This window comes from Devosia sp. P1_H9 (assembly GCF_056405135.1).
In genome coordinates this window covers 141903-167760 of record NZ_JBFUCQ010000003.1, presented here as the reverse complement: position 1 = coordinate 167760, position 25858 = coordinate 141903, and the positions used below count along the sequence as shown (strand labels likewise).

The 25858-nt window shown below is 66.6% G+C and carries 22 protein-coding genes; 21 read left to right on the top strand and 1 reads right to left on the bottom strand.

Going from position 1 to position 25858, the window contains the following annotated elements; all coding sequences use genetic code 11:
• Window positions 1–463: 463 nt before the first annotated feature.
• From AC1DYL_RS06945 to AC1DYL_RS06845, 21 genes are all read left to right on the top strand, one after another.
• Window positions 464–796, top strand: a complete 333-nt coding sequence (locus AC1DYL_RS06945) for an STAS domain-containing protein (RefSeq protein WP_477172551.1) — start codon at window positions 464–466, stop codon at window positions 794–796.
• Window positions 793–1161: a response regulator gene (locus AC1DYL_RS06940; RefSeq protein WP_477150935.1), complete on the top strand. Its 369-nt coding sequence runs from the start codon at window positions 793–795 to the stop codon at window positions 1159–1161. The genes AC1DYL_RS06945 and AC1DYL_RS06940 overlap by 4 nt, the downstream gene beginning before the upstream one ends.
• Window positions 1158–3197, top strand: a complete 2040-nt coding sequence (locus AC1DYL_RS06935; protein WP_477172550.1) for a chemotaxis protein CheA — start codon at window positions 1158–1160, stop codon at window positions 3195–3197. The genes AC1DYL_RS06940 and AC1DYL_RS06935 overlap by 4 nt, the downstream gene beginning before the upstream one ends.
• Complete coding sequence (locus AC1DYL_RS06930; protein WP_477172549.1) at window positions 3194–3691, top strand: chemotaxis protein CheW; 498 nt, start codon at window positions 3194–3196, stop codon at window positions 3689–3691. The genes AC1DYL_RS06935 and AC1DYL_RS06930 overlap by 4 nt, the downstream gene beginning before the upstream one ends.
• Entirely contained in the window at window positions 3688–5796 is a 2109-nt protein-coding gene (locus AC1DYL_RS06925; protein WP_477172548.1) for a HAMP domain-containing methyl-accepting chemotaxis protein, read from the top strand. The genes AC1DYL_RS06930 and AC1DYL_RS06925 overlap by 4 nt, the downstream gene beginning before the upstream one ends.
• Before the next feature lie 127 nt (window positions 5797–5923).
• Complete coding sequence (locus AC1DYL_RS06920) at window positions 5924–7738, top strand: methyl-accepting chemotaxis protein (protein WP_477172547.1); 1815 nt, start codon at window positions 5924–5926, stop codon at window positions 7736–7738.
• 11 nt (window positions 7739–7749) lie between these two features.
• Window positions 7750–8202, top strand: a complete 453-nt coding sequence (locus AC1DYL_RS06915; protein WP_477150940.1) for a chemotaxis protein CheW — start codon at window positions 7750–7752, stop codon at window positions 8200–8202.
• 183 nt (window positions 8203–8385) lie between these two features.
• Complete coding sequence (locus AC1DYL_RS06910; RefSeq protein ID WP_477172546.1) at window positions 8386–9258, top strand: CheR family methyltransferase; 873 nt, start codon at window positions 8386–8388, stop codon at window positions 9256–9258.
• 5 nt (window positions 9259–9263) lie between these two features.
• Window positions 9264–10400, top strand: coding sequence for a protein-glutamate methylesterase/protein-glutamine glutaminase (locus AC1DYL_RS06905; RefSeq protein ID WP_477172545.1), 1137 nt, complete (start codon window positions 9264–9266; stop codon window positions 10398–10400).
• Complete coding sequence (locus tag AC1DYL_RS06900) at window positions 10397–12274, top strand: hypothetical protein (RefSeq protein WP_477172544.1); 1878 nt, start codon at window positions 10397–10399, stop codon at window positions 12272–12274. The genes AC1DYL_RS06905 and AC1DYL_RS06900 overlap by 4 nt, the downstream gene beginning before the upstream one ends.
• 309 nt (window positions 12275–12583) lie before the next feature.
• Window positions 12584–12937 (top strand): hypothetical protein, encoded by a 354-nt coding sequence (locus AC1DYL_RS06895; RefSeq protein ID WP_477150944.1) that lies wholly within the window; start codon window positions 12584–12586, stop codon window positions 12935–12937.
• Window positions 12938–13155: 218 nt separating this feature from the next.
• Window positions 13156–13374, top strand: a complete 219-nt coding sequence (locus tag AC1DYL_RS06890; RefSeq protein ID WP_477172543.1) for a hypothetical protein — start codon at window positions 13156–13158, stop codon at window positions 13372–13374.
• Between the two features lie 159 nt (window positions 13375–13533).
• The gene (locus AC1DYL_RS06885; protein ID WP_477172542.1) at window positions 13534–14577 is read left to right on the top strand and encodes a LacI family DNA-binding transcriptional regulator; all 1044 of its coding nucleotides are present in this window, start codon (window positions 13534–13536) and stop codon (window positions 14575–14577) included.
• A gap of 3 nt (window positions 14578–14580) precedes the next feature.
• Window positions 14581–15537, top strand: coding sequence for an ABC transporter permease (locus AC1DYL_RS06880; RefSeq protein ID WP_477172541.1), 957 nt, complete (start codon window positions 14581–14583; stop codon window positions 15535–15537).
• Window positions 15537–16448, top strand: a complete 912-nt coding sequence (locus AC1DYL_RS06875; protein ID WP_477172540.1) for a carbohydrate ABC transporter permease — start codon at window positions 15537–15539, stop codon at window positions 16446–16448. Before AC1DYL_RS06880 ends, AC1DYL_RS06875 begins: the two co-directional genes overlap by 1 nt.
• Window positions 16449–16514: 66 nt before the next feature.
• A complete protein-coding gene (locus AC1DYL_RS06870) occupies window positions 16515–16817 on the top strand; it encodes a hypothetical protein (RefSeq protein WP_477172539.1) in 303 nt (100 codons plus the stop codon).
• A 254-nt stretch (window positions 16818–17071) separates the two neighbouring features.
• Window positions 17072–18493: an extracellular solute-binding protein gene (locus AC1DYL_RS06865; protein ID WP_477172538.1), complete on the top strand. Its 1422-nt coding sequence runs from the start codon at window positions 17072–17074 to the stop codon at window positions 18491–18493.
• Between the two features lie 83 nt (window positions 18494–18576).
• A complete protein-coding gene (locus AC1DYL_RS06860; protein WP_477172537.1) occupies window positions 18577–19767 on the top strand; it encodes an ADP-ribosylglycohydrolase family protein in 1191 nt (396 codons plus the stop codon).
• A gap of 14 nt (window positions 19768–19781) precedes the next feature.
• The gene (locus AC1DYL_RS06855; RefSeq protein ID WP_477172536.1) at window positions 19782–21878 is read left to right on the top strand and encodes an ADP-ribosylglycohydrolase family protein; all 2097 of its coding nucleotides are present in this window, start codon (window positions 19782–19784) and stop codon (window positions 21876–21878) included.
• A gap of 163 nt (window positions 21879–22041) precedes the next feature.
• A complete protein-coding gene (locus tag AC1DYL_RS06850; RefSeq protein WP_477172535.1) occupies window positions 22042–23226 on the top strand; it encodes a CaiB/BaiF CoA transferase family protein in 1185 nt (394 codons plus the stop codon).
• Window positions 23227–23228: 2 nt separating this feature from the next.
• Window positions 23229–24050, top strand: a complete 822-nt coding sequence (locus tag AC1DYL_RS06845) for an HpcH/HpaI aldolase/citrate lyase family protein (protein WP_477172534.1) — start codon at window positions 23229–23231, stop codon at window positions 24048–24050.
• Here the strand turns inward: AC1DYL_RS06845 and AC1DYL_RS06840 are convergent.
• A complete protein-coding gene (locus AC1DYL_RS06840) occupies window positions 24047–25834 on the bottom strand; it encodes a putative bifunctional diguanylate cyclase/phosphodiesterase (protein ID WP_477150954.1) in 1788 nt (595 codons plus the stop codon). The genes AC1DYL_RS06845 and AC1DYL_RS06840 overlap by 4 nt on opposite strands.
• Between the last annotated feature and the right edge of the window lie 24 nt (window positions 25835–25858).

Below are 25858 nucleotides of genomic sequence, written 5' to 3'. Positions count from 1 at the left end.
CGCAAAGTCCTCGTCATCACGCCGCCACGACACTCGCTGGACGAGGCCCGGCACTATGCCGCGCGCTCGTCTGCGCCGTGATCTCGCGACGGCAGTATCCGCAGTATTGGTCGCCCGAATGGTGCTCGCGGTGACTCCCGGCAAGCATTCGACGACTCGCCCGGAGTCACGCAACGATTCCCGCAGCCGATGCGGCGTGATGTGTAGGATTCATATCAGCTGCAATAATACTTGCGATTACTTCATCTGCATAATTCTACCAAATACTGCTTAGCGGTAATTGAGACTTAACACATACCGCCGATCATCGTTGTCATCAGGGGCAAACAGCAATTCCGTGGACGCGGGGACTGTTTTCGGCCGGTGCGACAGAACACGTCGCTTCGCCGCAGGCTGTCGCTTTGCGCCTACCGCAAGACGTTTCGTATCGCAGAAGCATACTCATCCGGGGCCAGAAGAACCCATGTCGCGACCACCTCCGCACCCGCTCCATTTGAGCGGCGACCTTTCCTTGCGCAACATTTCCGAGCTGCACCAGCGCCTCGCCAAGGCGCTGGCTGAGCACGAGTCGATCGTCATCGACACTAGTGACGTCGAGAGCGTCGACGCCGGCACGCTGCAGCTGCTGGTTGCCGCCGCCAAGACCGCCGCCGCCTCCGGCCGCAGCCTCAGCCTCGCTGCCGAAGCCGCGACGCCGATGGCGAGCGCCCTGGTCCGCGCTGGCTTCTTCACCGAGGCCGGCCGGCCGCTGGTGCCCACCCTGTCCTGGACCATCACCACCCGCGAGGCGGCATGAGCAAGACTATCCTCACCATCGACGATTCCGCCTCCATCCGGCAGATGGTCGCCATGACGCTGAAAAGCGCCGGCCTCACCGTGCTCGAGGCCGGCAACGGGCTCGAGGGCTACAACAAGGCCACCACCGAGACCGTCCACGCCGTCATCACCGATCTCAACATGCCTGTCATGAACGGGCTGGAATTCCTCAAGAAGTTCCGCCAGCACCCCGCCGGCAAGGGCATCCCGGTGATCCTCCTCACCACAGAGTCCGACGAGGAACTGAAGCGCCAGGCCCGCGAGTCCGGCGCCACCGGCTGGATCGTGAAGCCCTTCAAGCAGGACCAACTGCTGGCCGTCATCAAGAAGGTGACCGGCGCATGAGTTCCGATCCGACCGAAACCTTCCGTCAGGAAGCCCGCGAGCTGCTCGAGCAGCTGGAGCAGGGCCTGCTCGATCTCGAGCAGAACCCCGCCGACGCCGACCTGGTCAACTCCGTCTTCCGGGCGCTCCACACCATCAAGGGCAGTGGCGCGATGTTCGGCTTCACCGACGTCGCGGCATTCGTCCACGAGTTCGAAACCGCCTTCGACCGGGTCCGCAAGGGTCTGTCGCCGATCACCCCGGATCTGGTCGGTGTGGCGCTCGACGCCAAGGACCATGTCCACCACCTGATCGAGACACCGGACGCCGCGACCGACGCCGGAGAGGCCATCCTCGCCGCGTTGCGCGACATCGTCGAGCCCGACCGCTTCCCCGCGGCGCCCATGGCGAAGAGCGCGACCGTCGCCGCCAATGTCGCCCCCGAACCGACCGGCCGCTGGCGCATCCGCTTCAAGCTGCCCGAAGACGCGCTGCTCCACGGCACCAACCCGCTGCTGCTGCTCGGCGAGATCGCCGACCTCGGCCCGTGCGAAGTGACGGCGCTGCTCGACAGCGTGCCGATCCTCGACGCCCTCGACCCCGAAGCCTGCCACCTCGCCTGGCAGGTCGATCTCACCCACCCCGACCCCACCGAAGCGCTCGACGACGTCTTCCTGTTCCTGAAGGACGGGATGGAACTGTCGATCGAGCCGCTCGCTGCCGCCGCTGAAGTGGCGCCTTCGCCGGTGCTGGCGATCCTCGCCGAGGACGACCCCGTCGCGGAACCCGACGAGCCGGTTGCCGAGGCGCTCCCGGTTCGCGCCGCCCGGGAGCCAAAGGAACAGAAATCCGAAACCGTCGAACGCGGCTCCACCTCGCTCCGCGTCCCGGCCGAACGGCTCGACGAACTGATGGATCGCGTCGGTGAGTTGGTGATCGCCCAGGCCCGCCTTTCGCAGATGGCCGCCCAGAGTTCCGACGGCAACTTGAAGACCATCGCCGAGGAACTGGAGCGCCTCAGCTCCGGCCTGCGAGATACCACCATGGGCATCCGCATGGTGCCGATCGGTTCGCTGTTCTCGCGCTTCCGCCGCCTCGTGCACGACCTCTCCCGCGATCTCGACAAGGAGATCGAGTTCATCACCACCGGCGAGGACACTGAGCTCGACAAGACCATGATCGAGCGGCTCGCCGATCCGCTGGTCCACCTCATCCGCAACTCCGTCGACCACGGGCTCGAAACCGCCGAGCAGCGCATCAAGGCTGGCAAGCCGATCAAGGGCACCGTCCGCCTCTCGGCCGTCTATGCCGGCGCCGAGGTCGCGATCTCGGTCACCGACGATGGCGCCGGCCTCAACGCCGCCCGCATCCGCGCCAAGGCGGAAGAGCAGGGGCTGCTGACGCCGGAAGCCCGGATCGCCGACCACGACCTGTTCCAGCTGATCTTCGCCCCCGGCTTCTCGACCGCGAAGGAAGTCACCTCGCTCTCTGGCCGCGGCGTTGGCATGGATGTGGTCAAGCGCACCATCGATGGCCTCCGCGGCAAGATCGAGCTTTCCACCAGGCCGGGTGAGGGCACGACCGCCACGCTTCGTCTGCCGCTTACCCTCGCCATCATCGAGGGCATGCTGGTCCGCGTCGGCAATGGCCGCTACTCGATCCCGCTCTCGGCGGTCGAAGAGTGCGTCGAGCTGCCGCTCACCGCTGGCACCCAGTCGCGCGGCCGCAACTTCCTCGATATCCGCGGCAGCCTGGTGCCGTTCCTCCGCCTCCGCGACATGTTCAACACCCCGGGCGAGCCGGAAACCCACCAGAAGGTGGTGATAATCTCCTCGGGCGAGGGCAGGGCAGGTCTCGTGGTCGATCAGATCATCGGCAACAACCAGACCGTCATCAAGCAGCTCAGTAAGCTCCACACCGACCTCGAGACCTTCTCGGGCGCCACCATCCTGGGTGACGGCACTGTGGCGCTGATCCTCGATACCTCGCGGCTGGTCTCCTACGGCCAGGCCCACGAGGAGCGCTTCAGAAGCGCCGAGGGGAGGGCCGCCGCATGACCGCGTTCACCCAACCGATGCGTGCGCTGACCCTTCGGCTTGATGACGAGCTCTTCGCCATCGAAGCCCAGAGCGTGCGCGAGATCCTCGATCTGGTGCCGGTCACCGAGGTGCCCAACGCCTCGGCCTTCGCCGCCGGACTCATCAATGTGCGCGGTCGTGTCGTGCCGCTCACCAACCTCAAGGTGGCCTTCGGCATGCGCAGCGCCGCACCCGACCAGGACACCCGCATCGTCGTCATCGAGACCGAGATCGACGGCGAGCCGAGCATTGTCGGCATCCTTGCCGACAAGGTCTACGACGTCACCGACATCGAACCTGCCGCCATCGAGGAGGCGCCGCGTGTCGGCATGCGCTGGCGGCCCGACTACGTGCGCGGCATCGGCAAGCGCCGGGGCGATTTCATCATCATCCCCGACATCCACCGCATTTTCGAACTTGAGGGTCGCAGAAGCGGCTCGCCTGCAGCGTCAGAAGAAAGGGCCGCATCATGAGGCTTACCATCAAGGCAAAACTGGCCGCCGTCTTCGGCGCCGTCGTGGTCATGTCCGGCGTCAGCATGGGCATCGCGCTACAGAACCTCGACAAGCTCAACCAGTCGCTGAACACCATCGTCAACGTCCGCGTCGCCAACACGCTCACCATGCAGGAGATGCAGACGCATCTCGAAAGCCTGGGCTCGCGCATCCGCGCCATGATCATCACCGATGATCCGGTAGTGATCGAGGACTATGCCACGAAGATCACCGGCGAGTTCGGTGAGATGGACAGCCTCTTCACCAAGCTCGATGGCAACGTCAAGGACGAGCAGGTCCGCGCCATGCTGCCGGATTTCGCGGCCAAGATGCTCGCCTATCGGGCCGAAACGACCAAGGCCACGGACCTCGCCAAGCTGAACACCGATACCGCCGCTCTGGCAGTCACCACCACCGATGGCAGCAGCGCCCTGGGTACCGTCGAGGAGACCATGGGCGCCCTCGTCAACGCGCTCTCGTCGCGCGTTTCGGCCGGCGATCTCAGCGCCTTCCCGGCGTTCAAGGCCGCCTCCGAAGCCTTCATGACCATCACCGATTCTTTCCGCCAGCAGCGCAACGTGCTGCTCGCCTCGTCCCTGCCAGCCAAGCAGGACGAGTGGTACGCCGATTACAAGGCCGGCCTCGAAAGCCTCGCCGAACTGTTTCCGACACTGCAGCGCATCGTTCCGGCCACCGAAGCGCCGCTGCTCAGTGCCGCGAGCGACGCCTACGCCGCACTCGTCGTTGCCATGGACAAGGCCGTCGGCATCTCGATCCAGCGCGGCGATTACAACGCGCAGCAGACGGCCGATGCCGCCGCGGTACTCCGCCGCGACGTCAACAAAGTGCTCACCGGCATGATCGATCGCCTCAAGGAGCTGCTGAACGCCGCCGACGATGAGGCCAAGCAGCTTTACGACAGCGCCATGACGCTACTGATCGGCCTGCTCATCGGCTCGATTGTCGTCGCCGTCCTCGCCGCACTGTGGATCGTCGTCTCGATCTCGAAGTCGCTCGCCGCCGCCCTCGGACTCGCCAATGCCGTCGCCTCCGGCGATCTCGGCGCTGTGGCCAAGGTCAAGTCGAACGACGAGATCAAGGATGTCATCGACGCGCTCAACCTGATGACGCAGAAGCTCCGCGAAGTGGTGTCGGAAGTCACCGCCGCCGCCCGCAACGTCGCCTCCGGCAGCCAGGAACTCTCGGCCACCGCCGAGCAGCTGAGCCAGGGCGCCACAGAGCAGGCCTCCTCCACCGAAGAGGCATCTGCCTCGATGGAAGAGATGGCTTCGACCATCAAGCAGTCGGCCGACAACGCATCGCAGACCGAAAAGATCGCCCGCCAGTCGGCGGCCGATGCCAATGCCTCCGGCGAAGCCGTCGGCAATGCGGTGACCGCCATGCAGACCATCGCCGAAAAGATCATGGTCGTGCAGGAGATCGCCCGCCAGACCGACCTGCTGGCGCTCAACGCCGCCGTCGAAGCCGCTCGTGCCGGCGAACATGGCCGCGGCTTCGCGGTGGTGGCGTCCGAAGTGCGGAAACTCGCCGAACGCAGCCAGGCTGCCGCCGCCGAGATCTCCACCCTCTCGACCGACACGGTCAAGGCCGCCCGCTCCGCTGGTGACATGCTGTCGAAGCTCGTCCCCGACATCCGTCGCACCGCCGAACTGGTAGAAGAAATCTCCGCCGGCTCGCGCGAGCAGAATGCCGGCGCCGCGCAGATCAACACCGCCATCCAGCAGCTCGACAAGGTGACCCAGCAGAACACTTCGGCAGCCGAAGAAATGTCGGCCACCTCCGAGGAGCTGGCGAGCCAGGCCGAACAGCTGCAGAGCGCCATCAGCTACTTCCGCATCGATCAGGGTCAGCAGCCGGCCCGCGTCGCGGCGCCCGCCAACGATCGCGCCCCGCAGCGTACCCGGCGCGCCGCCCAGCTGCAGGATGAGATCCTGCAGAAGGCTCCGCACCTGGCACGGAAGAAGGCGCCATCGCGCGCCGCATCCGGTGGCGGCTTCGATCTCGAACTCGACGACATGGGCGACGACCTCGATAGCGAGTTCACCCGCCGCGGCGCCGCCTGACGTCCACGACTCCACTGCCGGGGCAGCCTCAGCCGCCCCGGTTCTATCCGCAGAACGCCGAGTACTGACTGCATTATTTTGGGCAGGGACCGCAGAATGCGTGTCCGTGGGCTAAGGGGGCCACGCCATGAGAATTACCATCAAGGCCAAGCTGATCGCAGCTTTCGCCGCCGTTATCGTCCTCAGCGCCGTCAGCATGGGCATCGCGCTGATGAACCTGGGCCAGCTCAACGCCTCGTTCAGCGCCGCCATGGAAGGCAACGTCAAGCGCATCCAGCTCGCCTCGGGGCTCGAGGTCTCGACCCTCACCGTGGCCCGCGATGAGAAGAACCTGATCCTTGCGCAGGACCTTGCCCGCCTCAACGAGCTGATCGCCTCGATGGACACCCGCATCGCCGCGGTGAAGACCGACGCCGCCGCGCTGCATGAGCTGTCGAGCGAAAAGGGCAAGCCGCTGGTCGAGACCTTCACCGCCGCCTACGACGCCTATCTCGTGCAGCACGCCGAGGTCCGCCGCCTGGCCCTGCTGAACCAGGACGCCGAGGCATTTGCGCTCGCCGCCGGCAAGGCCGCCGAAGTGCGCGCCCAGTCGGTCGACGCGCTCGACTCGATCGTTGCCCTCAACAACTCCCAGCTCGACGAGGCCATCACCGGCGCCGAGAACCTCTACGGCTCCTCCTCGCTGCTGCTGACCGCGCTCCTCGTCGGCTCCACCCTGATCGCCATCACCGCCGCGGCAGTGATCATCCTCGGCATCAGCCGCGGCCTCGGCAAGATCAAGCAAGTGGTGAGCGCCGTCGCCATCGGCGATCTCAACCAGGACATCGAGATCAGGTCCAATGACGAGATCAAGGATCTGGTTGATACCGTCAACGTGATGACCGGCAACCTTCGGGTCACCGCTGCCATCGCCGACCGCATCGCCGATGGCGATCTCACCGTCGAGCCCAAGCCGCTCTCCGACCGTGACACGCTTGGCCTCGCCCTGCAGCGCATGGTCGAAAAGCTCCGCGACGTCATCGCCGAAGCCATCACCTCGGCCAACAACGTCTCGGCCGGTTCGCAGGAGCTCTCGGCCACCGCCGAGCAGCTGAGCCAGGGCGCCACCGAGCAGGCCTCCTCCACCGAGGAGGCATCCGCCTCGATGGAAGAAATGGCCGCCACCATCAAGCAGTCCGCCGACAACGCGCTCCAGACCGAAAAGATCGCCCGCCAGTCGGCCGCCGATGCCATCGCCTCCGGCGAGGCGGTCAACAATGCCGTCACCGCCATGCAGACCATCGCCCAGAAGATCATGGTGGTGCAGGAGATCGCCCGCCAGACAGACCTGCTGGCGCTCAACGCCGCCGTCGAAGCCGCCCGGGCCGGCGAACACGGCCGCGGCTTCGCCGTGGTCGCGTCCGAGGTCAGAAAACTCGCCGAACGCAGCCAGGCTGCCGCCGCCGAGATCTCCACCCTGTCCGACACCACGGTGAAGACCGCCCAGTCGGCCGGCGAAATGCTGACCCGCCTGGTGCCCGACATCCAGCGCACCGCCGAACTGGTGGAAGAGATCACAGCCGGCGCCCGCGAGCAGAACGCCGGCGCCGCCCAGATCAACACCGCCATCCAGCAGCTCGACAAGGTCACCCAGCAGAACACCTCGGCGGCCGAAGAAATGTCGGCCACCTCCGAGGAACTCGCGAGCCAGGCCGAGCAGCTGCAGAATGCCATCAGCTACTTCCGCATCGAGACCGGCCGCGACGCCGCCGTCGAGGCGCCGAAGAAGCCGGCGGCCAAGCGCACCACCGCGCTCCGCAGCGAGATCATGGCCAAGTCTCCGCACATGGCCCCGCGCTTGCGCCCGGCCGCCCGTGCTGGCGGCAATGGTGGCTTCGATCTCGATATCGATGACGCCGGCGACGAACTCGACGGCGAGTTCACCCGTCGCGGCGCGGCCTGAGGAGAGCGGAGATGGCCGAACGTGCGCAATACGTGACCCTCGGCGTCAACGGCGAGCTGTTCGCCGCCCCGGTCGAAAAGGTGCAGGAGATCCTCGAGATGCGGCCGGTGGCGCGCCTGCCGCAGGCCCCGCCGAACCTGCTCGGCATGACCGATGTGCGCGGCCAGGGCATCCCGGTGCTCGACCTGCGCCTCACCCTCGGCCTGCCCGAAGCCGACGACACCGAGAACACCCGCATCGTCGTGCTCAACGTCGATGCGGGCGCCGGCACCATGACCGTCGGCCTCCGCACCGACCGGGTCTTCGAGGTCACCGTGCTCGACGCCGACCAGCTCGATCCGCCCCCGTCCATCTCCGGCAATTGGCGCGACCACTCGGTGGCCGGCATCGGCCGCCGCAACGGCAGCTTCGTTACGGTATTGGACCTCGATCGCCTCCTCGGCAGCGTGGCGGAAGCGGCGTGATGTGCAACCTGACTGCGACGCCGGCGCGCGCTGATCCCCACCCCTGCCCCCTCCCCCCGAACAGGGGGAGGGAGACGTTCGCCACCGGCCTCCTTATGAGGGTCTCCCTCCCCATTCTTAGGGGGAGGGGACACGGGTGGGGGTCAGCTGACACCGGCCCCTCCGTCGCCGCGGAGCACTCCCATGCCTAGCCTCGCCCTCAAACCCGCCCCCAGCGACGACGGCGAAGACCACCTCTCCGCCCTCGATTTCTCCCGCATCGCCAAGCTCATCGAGGGCGAGGCCGGCATCAAGCTGCCGCCCGGCAAGCGGCTGATGGTCGAAGGTCGGCTGCGCAAGCGCATGCGCGCCCTCGGCCAGGCCGATTTCGCCGCCTATTGCGACATGCTGTTCAAGCAGGGCGGGCTCGAGCGCGAACTCACCCACCTGATCAACGCCGTCACCACCAACAAGACCGACTTCTTCCGCGAGGCCGAGCATTTCGATTTCCTCGTCGCTGAGATGGTGCCCTCGCTGCTCAAGGCGCGCGAGCGCAACCCGCTGCTCAAGGTCTGGAGCGCCGCCAGCTCCACCGGCGCCGAGGCCTACACCCTCGCCATGGTGCTCGACGAACTCGCCGCCGAGCGCAGCGATTTCCGCTTCGCCATTCTCGGCACCGACATCTCCACCGCCGTGCTGGCCCAGGGCCGCCGCGCCGTCTATTCCGCCGAAATGATCGCCCCGGTGCCACCCGAGCTGCAGGCGCGCTACGTTATGCATGCCCGCCGCCCCGGTGCCCGCCGCGAGGTCCGCATCGTCCCCGAGCTGCGGCGCCTCGTCCGCTTCGCCCATCTCAACCTGATGGACCAGACCTATCCGTTCGATCGCGACGTCGACGTCATCTTCCTCCGCAACGTGCTGATCTATTTCGAGAAGGCCGACCAGGATGCAGTGGTCGCCCGCCTCGTCGGCCATCTGCGGCCAGGGGGCTACATCGTCCTCGGCCATTCCGAGTCGATGATCGGCACCTCGCTCGCCGTCCGCCAGGTCGCTCCCGCCGTGTTCCAGAAGCTCTGAGTCAAATGCCGCTGTCCGCCGAACCCGACCGCAAGATCCGCGTGCTCATCGTCGACGATTCCGCCGCCGTGCGCACCACGCTCTCGGACATCATCGCCTCCGACCCCGATCTCGAAGTCATGGCCACCGCCGCCGATCCCTATATCGCCGTCGAGCGCATCCGCGCCGAAGTGCCCGACGTGATCTTCCTCGATATCGAGCTGCCGCGCATGGATGGCATCACGTTCCTCAGGAAGCTCATGTCGCAGCGCCCCATCCCGGTCGTGATCTGCTCCTCCCACGCCGGCGAGGGCAGCGACACCCTGATCGAGGCGCTTGAAGCCGGCGCCGTCGATGTGGTGCAGAAGCCGCGCATCGATACCGCGCAGTTCCTCCACGAGTCCCGCACACGCATCTGCGAGGCCGCGAAATCCGCTGCCCATGCCCGGCTGAAGGGGCGCGTCCGCCCCCCGGCGCCAAAACTCCAGGTTGAGGCCAAGCTCACCGCCGACGTGGTGATCGCGCAGCGCTCGGCCGCCCGCGCCGCCTCTGCCGCCGCCTCGATGCCCACCACCGATCCGGTGATCTGCATCGGCGCCTCCACCGGCGGCACCGAAGCGCTGCGCGACGTGCTCGTCGCGCTCCCTGCTGGCACCCCCGGCATCGTCATCGTCCAGCACATGCCCGAGCGCTTCACCGCCGCCTTTGCCCGTCGCCTCGATGGCCTCTGCCAGATGGAGGTGAAGGAAGCCGAGGATGGCGACGTGGTTGAGGCCGGCCGCGTGCTGATCGCGCCGGGCAACCGCCACATGGCGCTGCATCGGGCCGGCTCGCGCTACACCGTCAACATCATCGATGGCCCGCATGTGTCGCGCCACCGCCCCTCGGTCGACGTGCTGTTCCGCTCCGCCGCCTACGTCGCCGGCCGCAACGCGCTGGGCATCCTCCTCACCGGCATGGGCGACGACGGCGCCAAGGGCCTGCTCGAAATGAAGGATGCCGGCGCCGCCACGCTCGCCCAGGACGAGGAAAGCTCCGTCGTCTTCGGCATGCCCAAGGAAGCCATCGCGCTCGGCGCCGCCGGCAAGATCGTCGCCCTCAAGCGCGTCGCCACCGAAATCACCACCTACGCCGCCCGTGCCCCGCAAAAGGACACCGCATGACCTCGTCCTCAGCCACCGATCTCTCCATGATCCTCTCCCGCGCGGCGGGGGAGGGCGACCACCCGGAGGGTGGTGGAGGGGGCGACCAGTCCCTCGGACATAACCTCCACGACACGGGCGACCTCCCGCACCGCATTCTCGCCATCGCTTCAGACCTCGCCGCCCCGCGCGATGCCATCGACGGCGCCTTCCTCTCCGTCGGCAGCCGCCTCTCCGAGTGTGCCGAGATCCTCTCCCGCCTCACCGAGACCTTCGAGGCGCTCCCCATCGACCTCGAGGGCCCCGACCTCAGCCAGGCCACCGATCGTCTCGGCATCGTCGGCCGCCGCGCCGGCGAAATCTCCATAGCGCTCGGCGCCGAACAGGCCGACCTCAACCGGCTGGTCGAGGCTCTCCGGGGCGCCGCGCACCCAATCGCCGAGTTGCGCCGCACCGTGAAGATGATGGGCATCGTCGCCATCAACGCCCGTGTGGTCGCCGCGAGCGTCGTCAACGAGCTCGAAGACTTCGGCGTCTTCACCACCGATATCGCGCAGCTCTCCGAGTCTGCCGCCACCACCATCCAGCGCTTCTCGCGCACCTACGAGGCGCTCACCATCGTCGTCGGCGAAGCCGCGGCCGCCCGCGCCACCTTCGAGCAGGGCCATCGCGACACCCTTTCGGCCCTCGCGACCGAACTTGAGGCCGATCTCGCCGAAGTCACCGAACAGCGGCTCACCTCGGTCCGCTCCAGCGCCATCACCGGCCAGATGTCCCGCGCCATCGCGGACAAGGTCGCCACCACCGTCGTGGCCCTGCAAGTCGGCGACGCCACCCGCCAACGCGTCGAACACGTAGAAGCCGCCTTGCGCGATCTCTCCGCCTTGACCCTCCCCCGCGCGGCGGGGGAGGGGGACCAAGCGCAGCTTGGTGGAGGGGGCGACCCCACGCTCGATACGTCCCTCGCCGCCCCTATCACCGAACTCCAGCGCCAGCAGCTCGCCGCCGCCCGCGAAACCCTCACCGTCGAAATGGCCTCCGGCGCCGACGCCCTCACCCAGCTCGCCGCCGATGTCGAAGCTGTGCTCGAGCACGCCCGCCAGGTCTACGGCTCGGCGGAGAACCGCTCCGCCCTCTCCGAGCTCCACGGGGCTGTCCGCCGCGCCGTCACCGTGCTGCGCGATTGCGAAGGCGAGCGCGAGAAGCTCGATCGCGTCGCCGGCGCCGTCTCCGAAACGGTCAAGGTGCTGCTCGATCACGTCGAGGCCGTGCAGGACATCGAGTACAAGATGCGCCTCGTCTCCCTCAATGCCGCCGTCAAATGTGCCCAGCTCGGCCCCCGCGGCCGTGCCCTCGATGTCATCGCACAGCAGCTCCGGACGCTCACCGGAGAAACCGTCGTCTCCGCCCACGAAGCGGTCGAGCGCCTCAACGAAGCGGCTCAGTTCTCTGCCGCCTTCACCAATGCCACGGGCGCCGGCGCCGGCCGCGTCGGCGATCTCGAACGCGAGGCCACCGCCGCCCTCACCCAGCTCGAAACCGTCGGCATGCGGATGAAAAAGGCCCTGGTCGAGCTCTACGCCGACGGTCCCCGCGTCGCCGAACGCCTCGGCGGCGCCGTCGACAGCCTCGCCAACCACAGCGCCATCTCCGAAGCCCTAAGCGACGTCGAACTGAACATCGCGGCTGTGATCCTCCCCCGCGCGGCGGGGGAGGGGGACCATGCGGGGCATGGTGGAGGGGGCGACCACACCCTCGATACCTTCCTCGCTACCCTCCGCAAGCGCTACACCATGGATGCCGAGCGCCGCCTCCACGACGCCTTCACCGGCACCGAGGTGGAAGACGCACCAGCAGAGGGCACCGGCGACGCCCTGGACGACCTCTTCTTCTAACCGCTCCCCAAGTGGCAGCTCTTGCCTCTCCCTCCCCGTCGCGGGAACGGGATGAAGGGTGAGCTGCGGAGCCACCGACGCAAGCGACCCCCGTCCCCCTTCCGCGCCCCTCTATGTCAAACTGAAATGCGGCGGCCCCAACGGCCCGCTAGTCTGTCTTCGTTTCGGGACTAAGGCAGCGGGCCGTTTAACGGTGGTACGTAGCTCGCGTCCGCTGCCCCCCGATCCTCTTGAACTGTCGTTCCGCCCGACTAAATCCATCGGCATCCGATCGATGTGCAACACGAACGACACAACGGGGAGATGCCCATGCACCAGGAATACAGCCGCGCCCGCGCGGACACGGAATTGATCACTCTGTTTGACTGGCAGTCCGACGTGGAGCGTCTGGAGCGTCACGTCGCCGCCGCCGAAGCCGACGGCATGCCCGATCCATGGGCCCTGGCCGAGGCGGAATGTTCGCTCGATCTCATCGACAACGAGTTGGCGACGCTGGGCCTGTTCGACCCGCGGCGTCCCGACATAGCCGAAACCATCCGCCGCAACACCGAGTGGCGCGAGCGCATCGCGCGGATCGTCGCCGAGCTGCGTCAGCTTGAGGCCCAGGCCGATGCCTCCACCGACAACGCCTTGACCTACCGCACCGGCGCGGCCCGCGACTGACGCGCACCGGAGCCCGGCCTTCGGCAAACGGCTTTCCGCCGGGCGGGGGCTGGCTTCGCGCCAGGCTCCGAGCCCCGCCAGCCACGATCCCAAACAGCTTGCGCTTGCAAGAGACCGTCGCCGGTCCCTTGCCGGCGCAGCGCATCCCGGTTAGGTGTTAATGCGTATATACGAGAGCAGAATCCGCTTCCTCTATAGGTCAGGCTACGGGGCATCCGATGAGCGACCAGGAAGACCGCGAACTTGCGGAATTGCTTGCCATGCTGCGCGACAGCGACGAGCAGTTCGACAGTCATCGTCTCAGCACCTTCTCCGACGCCACCCTGTTGCGGCTGCTCGTGCCGCTGGGCGATGCGCAACTGATCACCAACGTTCCAAGCTTCGTCGCCGTGCGCGAGGAACTGCGTCGCCGCGGCCTGCTGCCCAAAGAGCACTAGCTCCCGCGCTCCCGCCGCATCACACCGAAAATGCCGTTCAGGATGCGGTCATCTGGGGCGTATCTGCCGCCAAACTCACGGCAGCTCTCCTGACCTAGACTCGCGCGCTAACTTCCGGTAACGTTCCCAGCAGATGCCGGAAACGGCACGGGAGGTTGCATGGGCAGACGGCCCACCATCATCGATGTGGCCAAGCTCGCCGGGGTGTCCAAAAGCACCGCCGCCCGCGCCCTCACCGATTCCCAGGACGTCAACGAGGCGACGCGCGACAAGGTCCGCAAGGCCGCTGTCGCTGCCGGGTACGAGCGCAACCACCTGGCGGTCGGCATGCGCTCCGGCCGCTCCGGCCTCTTCGGCCTCGTCATCCCCGATATCACCAACCCGTTCTGGGCCGAAGTGGCGCGCGGTGCGCAGGATGTCGTCGAGCAGAACGGCGCCTCGCTGCTGGTGTTCTCTTCCGACTGGGATCACGCTCGCGAAGCCAACCACCTGCGCGCCCTGCGCCAGGCCCGGGTCGAAGGTGCCATCGTCAACCCGGTCTCCGACAATGTCGACGATTTTGGCCGCTTCGGCCTGCCCTTCGTGCTGATCGGCTCGAGCGCCGAGCGCTTCCCCGATACACCCTCGATCGGCTCCGACATCGCCCAGGCGGTGCGCCTCGGTCTCGATCACCTCCATGCCCTTGGCCACAGCGCCCCTGCGCTGATCCTTGGCCCAAAGTCCCGCCTGGCTCGCGCCCGATTCCTCCGTTCCGTGCACGAGCACTGCCTCGAGCGCGACGTGGATCCGGCTGTCCTCCTCACCGAGGACAGCGACTACACCTTCGAGGGCGGCTATGCCGCCATGCAGCGCCTGATGGCGCGCCGCCCGATCGGCCATCTCGCTGTGTTCTGCGCCAACGACCTGATCGCACTCGGCGCCATGCTTGCCGCCCGCGAAGCCGGCCGCGAGTGCCCGCGCGACGTCTCCATTCTCGGCTTCGACGGTGTGCCCGCCGGCGCCTTCACCTGGCCCGGCCTCACCACCATCGAGAAGCCGGCGCGCGAGATGGGTCGCCGCGCCGCCCAGGCCCTGTTCGATGAAATCGCCGGCCGTCCGCAGGATGGCCGCACCTATCTGCCGTGCCGCCTGATAGAGCGAGGCTCACTCGCCGACCTGTCGGCCCACACGCCCCTGCGCGTCGCAGGAGCGGGGAGGAACTAGACCATGTCGAGCGTAGAGCAAAACGCGACGTCCATTGCGCCGAGGATTGGGAACGTTCCCAGATCGGGGAGTTTCACCACCGGCTTCCGCCGCTGGTGGCCCTACTACGTCATGCTCGCTCCCGGCCTGATCTTCTTCCTCATCTGGCACTATTTCCCCATCTGGGAAGCCAAGATGGCGTTCGAACAGGTCCGCATCATACCGCCCAATGTCTGGGTGGGACTAAAGCACTTCCAGACGCTGTTCGCCTCGCCGGTGTTCTACCAGGTGCTGGCCAACACCCTGATCATCTCGACGCTGAAGATCATCTTCGTCTTCCCGGTGCCGATCATCGTCGCGCTGCTGCTGAACGAGGTGCGGAGTGGCAAGCTGCGCAAGTTCGTGCAGTCGGCGATCTACCTGCCGCACTTCCTGAGTTGGGTGGTGATCGCCGGCGTGTTCATCGCCATCCTGTCGCCCTCGGACGGCGCCGTTAACCAGGTCACCGGCTTCTTCGGCGCCAAGCCGGTGGCCTTCATGACCGACGGTAACTCCAGCCGCTGGGTGCTGGTCTTCTCCGAGATCTGGCGTTCGGCCGGCTGGGACAGCCTGCTCTACCTCGCTGCCATCATCGGCATCGACCAGTCGCTCTACGAGGCAGCCGAACTCGACGGCGCCAACCGCTGGCAGAAGGTCTGGCACGTCACCATTCCCGGCATAGTGCCGACCATCGCGACGCTGTTCATCCTCAACATGGGGATGTTCCTCAGCGCCGACCTCAACCAGGTCATCAACTTCCTCAACGACGTGAACCGCGGCCAGATCGATATCCTCGATACCTACGTTTACCGGATTGGGCTCCGCACCGGGGAGTACTCGCTGGCCACTGCCGCGGGCCTGTTCAAGGCCGTGTTCGGCATGATCCTGATCCTGAGCGCGCACTTCGTCTCGAAGCGCCTCACCGGCAAGGGAGTCTGGTGATGGCCGCGCCCCGTGGTGCCGCAATCCGCCGCACGCCGCTCGAGCGCATCGAGTACGCCATCATCGTCACGACGCTCCTCGCGATGGTGGTGCTGATGCTGCAGCCGATCCTCAACCTGCTCGCCGTCTCCTTCTCCGATCCGAGCAGGGTTGCGGGCAAGAGCGGCCTCGATATCTGGCCCTCCGGCTTCTCGCTCGACGTCTGGATGCTGCTGCTCCAGCACCCCAATGTGCAGCGCGGCATCCTCAACTCGATCTTCATCACCGGCACCGCGACGTTCATCGGCGTTGTCGGCACTGCGCTGATGGCCTGGGGATTGAGCCGGCCCAACCTGCCGGGCCGCCGGATCATCTTCCTGCTCGTCCTCGTCACCATCGTCTTCGAGCCGGGCATCATCCCCGACTACTTCCTGATGAAGCGGATGGGCCTGCTCGACAGCTACTGGAGCGTCATCCTCTACAAGGCGGTGAACGCCTGGTACCTGATCATCCTGGTCCGCTTCTTCGAGGAGATCCCCGAGGAGCTGCTCGAAGCAGCCGAGCTCGATGGCGCCAACGCCTTCCAGATCTTCTTCCAGGTCGTGCTGCCGCTGGCCAAGCCCGCGCTCGCAACCATCGCCCTGTTCTACCTCGTCTTCCACTGGAACGAGTTCTTCCGGGCGATGATCTACCTGAACGACCAGACCAAGTACCCGCTACAGGTGGTGCTGCGCCAGTTCGTGGTCGAAGGCGACAAGCTCGCCATCGTCGGCGCCGACAACGCCGCCAACAACATCGGCGTGGCGCAGATCAACCTGAAGGCGCTGAAGGCCGGGATGATCATCATCACGATCCTCCCCATCCTCGCCATCTACCCGCTGATCCTGAAGTTCTTCACCAAGGGGACAATGTCGGGAGCGCTGAAGGGATGACAATTTCCGCTGTCATTATCGCCCGACATGTAGGCAAACTCCCGCCATGCGGCACGGGAGAGCGTCATGACCGAGCGCACGGCAAATCCCCCCAATCGCGGCCTGCAGATCGCGGTTCTCACGTTGGCCGGGATCGAGACGGCACTGTTCGTCGTCGTCGTATTCTTCGTCCTCAGCCAGGCGCTGTTTTCGAACGAGCAACTCAGCCGGTCGATCGGCTGGGCGATCGTGGCTATGGCCGCTGGCCTCTTTGTGCTCTTCACGCTGCCGGCGCTCATCCTTGGCATTCGGGGGCGTTGGCTCAAGACGGCGCTGATCCTGGCAATTCTCGCCGTGGCAGCGCCCGTGTTGCTCAGCCGCTTCACTTAGTCGATCCCGCCGCCGCTGATCGGGGCCTACCTCGCCATCGTCCGCTAGCCAGCCCGCCTCCGTGCGCTTCCGCTGCTCTCACCACAGGAGCGAGGCCATGATGGCGATCGTCAAGCTGTCGTTCAGCCGTGGCCGGAATGGCCGGCCTTCCCCCCATTCCGCTCAGGCTCTCGCCGCAGCGGGCAAGTCGCGACGCGCCACCGTGCGCTCGCCGCGAAAATCTCAACGAAAACAAGCATAACGGAGGAGAATCCATGCTTAAGACCTTGCTTCTGACAACCACAGCGCTGGCGCTCGGCCTGTCGCTGGCCATGCCGGCCAGCGCGCAGACGGTGATCCGCCTGGTCTCGAAGGACCTGCTCTCGACCAACCCGCCCGACGTCGCCCATATCGAGCGCATCGAAGCGGCGCTAAAGGCCCAGGGCACCGATCTCGACATCCAGATCGTCGACCTGCCGTCGTCCGGCTATGCCGACGCTCTGGGCGTCATGCTGCTCTCGGGCGATATCCCCGACCTGATCTACTTCCAGGGCGGCGATGCCAAGATGGCCGACCAGGGCATCCTCGAAGACCTCACCCCCTGGATCGAGAAGTCGCCCAACCTCAAGGCAGCGCTCTGGCCCCACAACATCGAGCGCCTGAAGAACTACCCCTACCTGCTCTACGTCTACCCGCCGCGCGCCCCGCAGCCGGTGATCCGCAAGGATTGGCTGGACAAGCTCGGCATCGCGGCTCCGACCACGGTCGATGAGTACGAGGCCTTCTTCAAGGCCATCCACGACGCCGATCTCGACGGCGACGGCACCCCGGGCAACACCTTCGGCGTGACCACCGCCGACAACACCAACGAGCTCGACTCGATCTTCAACCAGGCCTTCGGCATCACCGGCACCTGGATGAAGGACGCAGCCGGCGAGTGGGTGAGCTCGCGCATCACCGATGCTGAGAAGGCCAAACTGACCTGGTACGCCAAGCTCGGCGCCGAGGGCCTCTACGACAAGGAATACGTCACGTCGAAGTTCGATGTGAAGGAAGACAAGTTCTACACCGGCAAGGCCGGCGTGATCTTCGGCTCCTCGGCGGAAGTCATCGACATCTACGGCGGCAAGATGCGCCAGGCGCATCCTGAGACACCGATCGAACTGACGCTGCTGCCGATCCCGACGGGCCCCGGCGGCCAGGGCCTCTCGGCGACCGACGTGTCGAAGGAAAGCCGCGGCTTCGCCATCTCGACCACGTCGCAGCACAAGGAAGAAGTCGCCAAGCTCCTCGACTTCATGGCATCGACCGAAGGCCAGATGATGGACCGGATGGGCTTCGAGGGTGAGGAATACACCAAGTCCGGCGACACCTACACCATCACCGACAAGATGAGCACCTGGTACGCCCGCTTCTTCGCGGCCGCCAACTTCGTGCCGCCGGTGGAGTGGAAGTCGGCCGCCGCTCAGGAGTCGCTGAAGAACATCACGACGTGGTTCAAGCCGGACAACGCCTTCGTCTGGCCCGCCGACTACGCCGCTGACCTCGATGCGACCGAGAACGTCTACCGCGCCTGGGTCTACAAGTTCATCTCGGGCGAAGCCTCGATGGACCAGTGGGATGCCTTCGTCGCCGAGTGGAAGGCGGCCGGTGGCGACCGTCTCAACGAGTATGCCCGGACCAAGCTGAACGGCTAAGGCCCGGCCATCGCTACCGCCCGCGGCGTCCTCCCACGACCGCGGGCGGAGCGGTGATCCTAGACAAGCGGAAGTAGACCACCATGCCCAATTCCCTCCGCGGCCGCGTCCGCGCCATGCTCCACGGCATCGCCCTCGGCGACGCGCTCGGCGCTCCGGTCGAGAAGCTCTCGGCCGCCGATATCCGCGCCCGCTATGGCCGGGTGACCTCGCTCGAGGCGCGCTGGCACAAGATGGACCTGCCGCCCGAGCAGCGGAACCACCGCATCCGCGGCAACGGCATCGTCACCGACGATACGCTGATGACGCTGGCACTGATGGATATTTACGCCGAGACCAACCGCCACCTCGACGCCTGGGACATGGCCGACGGCATGGTGCGCCAGATCGCCTGGACACCGCGCTGGATCCCCGAGATGCAGCGCGAGGCCAACCTGATCGACCGCCTGTTCTACCCCGAGAAATGGATCTTCCAGCGCCACCAGTTGGCCAATTGCGACCCCCGCCAGGGCGGCATCGGCAACATGGTCAACTGCGGCGCCGCTATGTACGTGGCGCCGATCGGCGTGGTGAACGCCTGCGATCCGCGCGCCGCCTATGACGAGGCAATCGCCTTCGCCGCCGGCCACCAGGAGAGCTACGGCCTCGAAGCCGCCGGCGTCTTCGCCGCCGCCGTCGCCGCCGCATTCGTCCCCGGCACCAATATCGAGACGATCGTCGAAACCGTCCTCGGCCTCGCCAAGGACGGCACCCGCAACGCCATCGCCGAGATCGCCGACATCGCGATGAAGCTGAAGGGCAGTGACCACGCCGAGGTCGTCGCCGCATTCCATTCTGCGATCGCCCCGTTCTCGCCGATGGGTGACGACGTCAACCATTCCGTTGCCAAAGTCGGCCGTCTCTCCACCGCCTACCAGCCCTCCCGCCTCGGCGCCATCGAAGAGCTGCCGCTGGCGCTGGGCTTCGCCCTCGTTAACAACGGCGCCTTTCGCACCAGCATCGAGGACGGCATCAATTCCGGCCGCGACACCGACTCCATCGGCGTCATGGCCGGCGCCATCCTCGGCGCGTTGCACGGCGAGAGCATCATCGACGCCGCCGACCGTGCCACGCTCGATAGCGCCAACCGCTTCGACCTCATCGCCGCGGCCGATCGCTTCGCCGCCACCACCACCGATATCCTCCTCGCCGACCGGCGGGCGCGCGAAGCTGTCGAACGCGGCCGCGATAGCCTGTTTGCCGAAGTCACCGCCGGCGACGTCGTTTTCATCTGACCATCGGAATCCCCATGCTCTCGACCACCCAGATTTTCGACCGCATCTATGCCGGCTTCATCGGCAAGGCCATCGGCGTCCGCCTCGGCGCGCCGGTAGAGCCGACCATCTGGAGCTATGAGCGGATCCGCGACACCTATGGCGAGGTCACCCAGTACCTCCGCGATTTCAAGAACTTCGCCGCCGACGACGACACCAACGGCCCGGTCTATTTCATCCGCGCCCTGCGCGATTACGGGCTCAAGGCCACCGCCGCCGATGTCGGTCGCACCTGGCTCAACTACGCCGCCGAGGAGCACGGCATGTACTGGTGGGGCGGCTTCGGCAACTCCACCGAGCACACCGCCTACAAGAACCTCAAGTCCGGGATGGAAGCACCGGAGTCCGGTTCCATCGCCACCAACGGCACCACTGTCGCCGAGCAGATTGGCGGCCAGATCTTCATCGACAGCTGGGGCTGGGTGAACCCCGGCAATCCCAGACGCGCCGCCGAAATGTCAGCCATGGCCGCCTCGGTCGCCCATGATGGCGACGGCCTCAACGGCGCCCGCTTCTGCGCCGCCGCCATCGCCCAAGCCTTCGTCGCGAAATCCATCGACGAGATCGTTGAAACCGGCCTCTCGACCATCGACGCCAACTCGACCTACGCCCGCGTCGCCCGCGCCGTGATCGACTTCCACAAGGCCAACCCGTCCGATTGGCGCCTCTGCCGCGACATGCTCACCGCCGATTGGGGCTATGACCGCTACCCCGGCGTCTGCCACATCATCCCCAACGCCGGCGTCACGGTGATGGCCATCCTCTACGGCGAGGGCGAGCTGACCCGCACCGCCGAGATCGCGACCATGGCCGGCTGGGACACCGATTGCAACGCCGGCAACGCCTGCGCCATCGTCGGCACCTTCCAGGGCGTGCAGCCGAGCTGGGACAAATACCGCAAGCCGATCAACGACTTCGTCATCGCGTCGGGCGTCATCGGCACGCTCAACGTCGTCGATATCCCGAGCTTCGCCCGCGAACTCACCGTCCTCGCCCTCCGCCTCGACGGCAAGGAACCGCCGGCACAGTGGGGCGAGGATTTCGAGCGCCGCGGCGTCCGCTTCGATTTCGACGCCCCCGGCGCCACCCACGCCTTCCGCACCGAGCCCTTCAACCAGATCGAGGTCAAAGCCTCGACCACCAAGGCCGGCCCGAACTCCCGCGGTAGCCTCGAAGTGCTGCTCGACCGGCTCGAACGCGGGCAGGGCGGTCGTGTGTTCTGGAAGCCCTTCTACCGCCGCGCCGATTTCGACGACGAGCGCTATCGCCCAATGTTCACCCCGCTCGCCGACGCCGGCCAGACGGTAAAGTTCAAGCTGCAGCTCGACCCGTGGAACGGCGACGGCAACCTTCGGGTCGCGCCCTATGTTCGCCGCGCCATCTCCGGCGAGATCGTCGAAACCGGCGCTTGGCACGTCCCGAGTTCGGAAGGCTGGCAGGACTACGAGTTTACCATCCCCGAGGGCGACGAAGCCATCGACGAGATCGGCGTGCTGGTCGAGTACTTTGGCCGCCTCAAGTTCCTCGGCCGCCTGTTCCTCTCCGACTTCTCGGTGAGCGGCAAGGGCAAGCTCGCCATCGACCCCAGGACCGAAAAGCAGGAATGGGGCGGCATCACCCGCTTCACCTGGAACCGCGGCCACTGGTCCCTGCAGGATGACGTCATCCACGCCCACACCGCCGAAGACGCCGACGCCTGGACCGGCAACGGCTACCTCCGCGACGTGACCGTCACCGCCGACCTCACCCCGCTCGCCGGTAAGTCCCACCTCGTCGCCGCCCGCGTACAGGGCACGTCCCGGTTCTATGCGGCCGGCTTCGAGAACGGCGAGGCCGTGATCGTAAAGCAGGACCACGGCACCACCGTCCTGGCTCATGCGCCCTTCGCGGTGAAGCCGGGTGAGGCCCACAAGCTGGCGCTGACAGTGAAAGGCGACGCCCTCAGCCTCAGCGTCGACGGCAAAGAAGTCGTCACTGCCACCGACGGCACCTACCGCTACGGCCAGGCCGGTCTCCGCATGGCATCGGCTGGTCGCATGACCGTTGCCCGGTTGGAAGTGGTCGAACTGTGATGCTCGAGCGTATGGCACCCCCCACCCCAACCCTCCCCGCAAGGGGGAGGGTGTCTGCCGGTGGTTGTGGCACCATGCGGCCTCAAACTCGATGGGCACCTCCCCCCTTGCGGGGGAGGTTGGAAGGGGGGGCGCCACACGCTGGATTTATGGGCATCGCACCATGACCATCCCCTTCAACCCCACCGCCACCGGCCCTCTCGACGGCATCCGCGTCATCGATCTCTCGCGCCTCGTCGCCGGCAACATGCTGTCCCTGCAACTCGCCGACTTCGGCGCCGACGTCATCAAGATCGAGCCGCCGCAAGGCGATCCGCTGCGCGAGTGGCGTGATGATGGTCACTCGCTCTACTGGAAGACCTACGGCCGCAACAAACGCTCGGTCGTCCTCAACCTGCGCCAGGCGCCGGATATGGACGCGCTGAAGGCGCTGCTCACCACCGCCGACGTGTTCATCGAGAACTTTCGTCCTGGCACGCTCGAGGAAATGGGTCTAGCACCCGACGCCCTCCTCGCCGCCAACCCCAACCTGATCATCGTCCGCATCTCCGGCTTCGGTCAGACCGGACCCTACGCCCAGTTCCCCGGCTTCGGCACCATCGTCGAAGGCATGTCCGGCTTTGCCTACCGCACCGGCTTCCCAGACCGCGAACCGATCCTCCCGCCGCTCGCCCTCGCCGATATGATCGCCGGCGTCTACGGCGCCAACGCCACCGTCACCGCGCTCTTCGCTCGATTCCGTGGGCGTGCCAAGGGCCAGGTCATCGACCTCAGCTTGCTCGAGCCGATGTACTCCGTCCTCGGCCCCGAGGCGGCCATCTATCAGGTCACCGGCAAGGTCAAGGAGCGCTCCGGCTCCGCCTCCAACACCGCGTCCCCGCGCAACGTCTACAAGTGCGCCGACGGCCAGTACGTCGCGCTCTCCGGCTCAACCCCGCAAGTCGCCCGCCGCATCTTCGAGGTCATCGGCAAGCCCGAGATGAACACCGACCCGCGCTTCGCCACCAATTCCGATCGCGTGAAGCACCGCGACCTCGTCGACGCAGCAGTCGGCGAATGGTTCAGCCACCACACCCACGACGAAGCCCTCCGCATCATGCGCGAGGCGGGCGCCACCGTCGGCCCGATCTATTCCATCGCCGACATCGCCGCCGACGCCCATTTCCATGACCGTGGCATCATTATCGATGTCGAGGACAAGGATTTCGGCTCGCTGCCGATGCACAACATTCTGCCGCGTCTTTCCGAAACTCCCGGCACGTTCCGCCGTCCCGCACCCGATCTCGGTCAACACACCGCCGAAGTCCTCCGCGAAGCTGGTATCGATCCAACCACCGTCGGAGCCTGACCATGCCCCTCCGCTCTCTGCTCTACGTCCCCGCCCACTCCGAACGCTTCATCGCCAAGGCGCATGAACGCGGCGCCGACGCCATCGTGCTCGATCTCGAGGACGCGGTGCCCGAAGTCGATAAGGAGCCCGCACGCGTCAACCTGGCGACGACGGTCCCCTCGGTCGGACGCAACGGCGCCGCCGTCTTCGTCCGCATCAACTCCGGCCTCCGCCAGCGCGAGGACGCCCTCGCCGCCTGCCGCGCCGGTGCTGCCGGCGTGATGGTGGCCAAGGCCGGTTCATCCGCCGCGCTCGATGCCCTCGCGGGCACGCTCCGCGCCGAAGAGGCGAAGCTGAGCCGCACTGCGATGTCGTTCCTTGCGCTGATCGAAGGCGCCGCCCCACTGCTCGACGCCCGCTCCATCGCCGCCAATCACCGTGTCATCGGCCTGTTGCTCGGCAGCGAGGACCTCGCCACCGAACTCGGCGCCACTCCGACCCCCGATGTGCTGCGCCACCCCAAGCTACTGCTGCACTACGCCGCCAAGGCCGAGGGCAAGCTCAGCTTCGGCCTGCTGCAGTCGAGTGCCGACTACACCGATCTCGCCGCCCTCGCAGTCGCCGCGGCGGAAGCCAAGGCCCACGGCTTCGATGGCGCCACCTGCGTCCACCCCTCCGCCGTCGCCGGGCTGAACGCCGGCTTCTCCCCCMGCGAGGCCGAGCGCGACTGGGCCCACCGTGTCGTTGCCGCCGCGGCCGAGCAACCCGGCGCCTTCCAGCTCGACGGCAAGATGGTCGACGCTCCGATCGTTGCCCGTGCCCGGAAAATCCTGGAGAGTTAGGCGGCGATCCCCGTAAACTCGAGGAACTCCTCGAGCGGCAGCGGCTGCGACAGCAGGAAGCCCTGCAACTCATGGCAGCCCCGCGCCACCAGATAGTCGCGCTGCTGCTCGGTGGCGACGCCCTCGGCGGTCACCTTCATGTTCAGCGACCGCGCCAGGTCGATGATGGTGCGCACGATCACCTCGGCATCGCCCGATTTCCCCAGCTGCCCCACGAACGAGCGGTCGATCTTCAGCTTGTCGACATTATAGCGGCGGAGGTAGTTCAGCGACGAATAGCCGGTGCCGAAATCATCGAGCGCCAGCCGGATCCCGGCCTCTCGCAGCCGTGTCAGCCCCGCCACGGTCGCCTCGGAGTTGTCCAGCAGCACCCCTTCGGTGATCTCCAGCTGCAGCCGCCGCGGATCGATGCGCCGGGCCGCCAGCGACTCGATCACCCGGTCGACAAAGCGCCGGCTTCTCAGCTCCAGCGGCGACACATTGACCGCCACCCACGGGATCGGAGTCTGAGCCAGCATCCGGCAGGCTTCCTCGAACACCCATTCGCCCAGCTTCTCGATCAGTCCGCGTTCCTCGGCCACGCCGATGAACGTATCCGGGCCCAGCCGGCCGCGTTCCGGGTGCTGCCAGCGCACCAGCGCCTCGGCACCGACGATCGTCCGGCTGTCGGCAGCCATGATCGGCTGATACTCGAGCTGCAGTTCGCCCCCCTCAGTCAGGGCTCGCCGCAGGTCCTGTTCGATCCGCCGCTTCTCTTCGACGCTCTCCGCCATCTGCTCGGCAAACACTTGCCAGCGGGCTCGCCCACGCGACTTGGCCTCATAGAGCGCAATGTCGGCCTCGCGCAGCATGCCCAGTGCATCCGACCCTTTCCGCCACTGCGCGATACCGAAGCTGGCGGTGATGAATGCCGGATCGTCGAACAGCACGAAGGGCTGGCCGAACTGCAGCAGGATCGCTGCGCAGATCGATTCCGCCGCCCCCGCCGCCGGACCGGACAATAGGATGGCGAACTCGTCGCCGCCGAGCCGGGCCAACACGCCCGCCGGCCCCACCAGCTGGAACAGCCGGTTCGCCAGCTGCCGCAGCAGGTCGTCGCCGGCCACATGCCCGAGCGTGTCGTTGATGTGCTTGAAGCGGTCGATATCGATCAGCACCAGCGTCGCCGGCGTGCCCAGCGCCGCTCGAGCGGTCAACGATTCCAGGTCGCGCTCGAATTGCGCCCGGTTGGCGAGCCCCGTGAGCGAGTCGTGATAGGCGAGGAAATGGATATGCGCCTCGGTGCGGCGACGCTCGGTGATGTCGCGCGCGCTGCATACCAGCCCGATGATCGAGCCGTCAGGCCCGCGCAGCGGCAGCTTCGAGGTGGAGAGCCAGATCTGCGAGCCATCCGGCCGCACCACATATTCCTCGTGGTCGATCAGCGACCTGCCGTCGCGTATGACGCTCAGGTCATCCTCGTAATAGCGCCGCGCCAGCGGCATCGGATGCAGCTCGAGGTCGGATTTGCCGATCAGCATGTTCGGGTCGCCATGCCCGAGGTCAGCCGCTACCGCGCGGTTGGCGATGACGAACCGGCAGTCCTTGTCCTTGATGTAGAGATAGTCCGGCACCTGGTCGATCATGGTGCGCAACCACGTGCGCTCCACTCGGGCCCGCGCCTGCTCGCCGGCCAGTTCCGCCGCAAACTCCTGCAGCCGCTCGTTGGCCGCCACCAATGCGGCAAGCGACTCCGGCGGCTCGGCGCGAGCGAAGTGGTGGACGGGAGACCGCTTCACGACCATTGGGGCCCTCGGAACGTGGGGCAG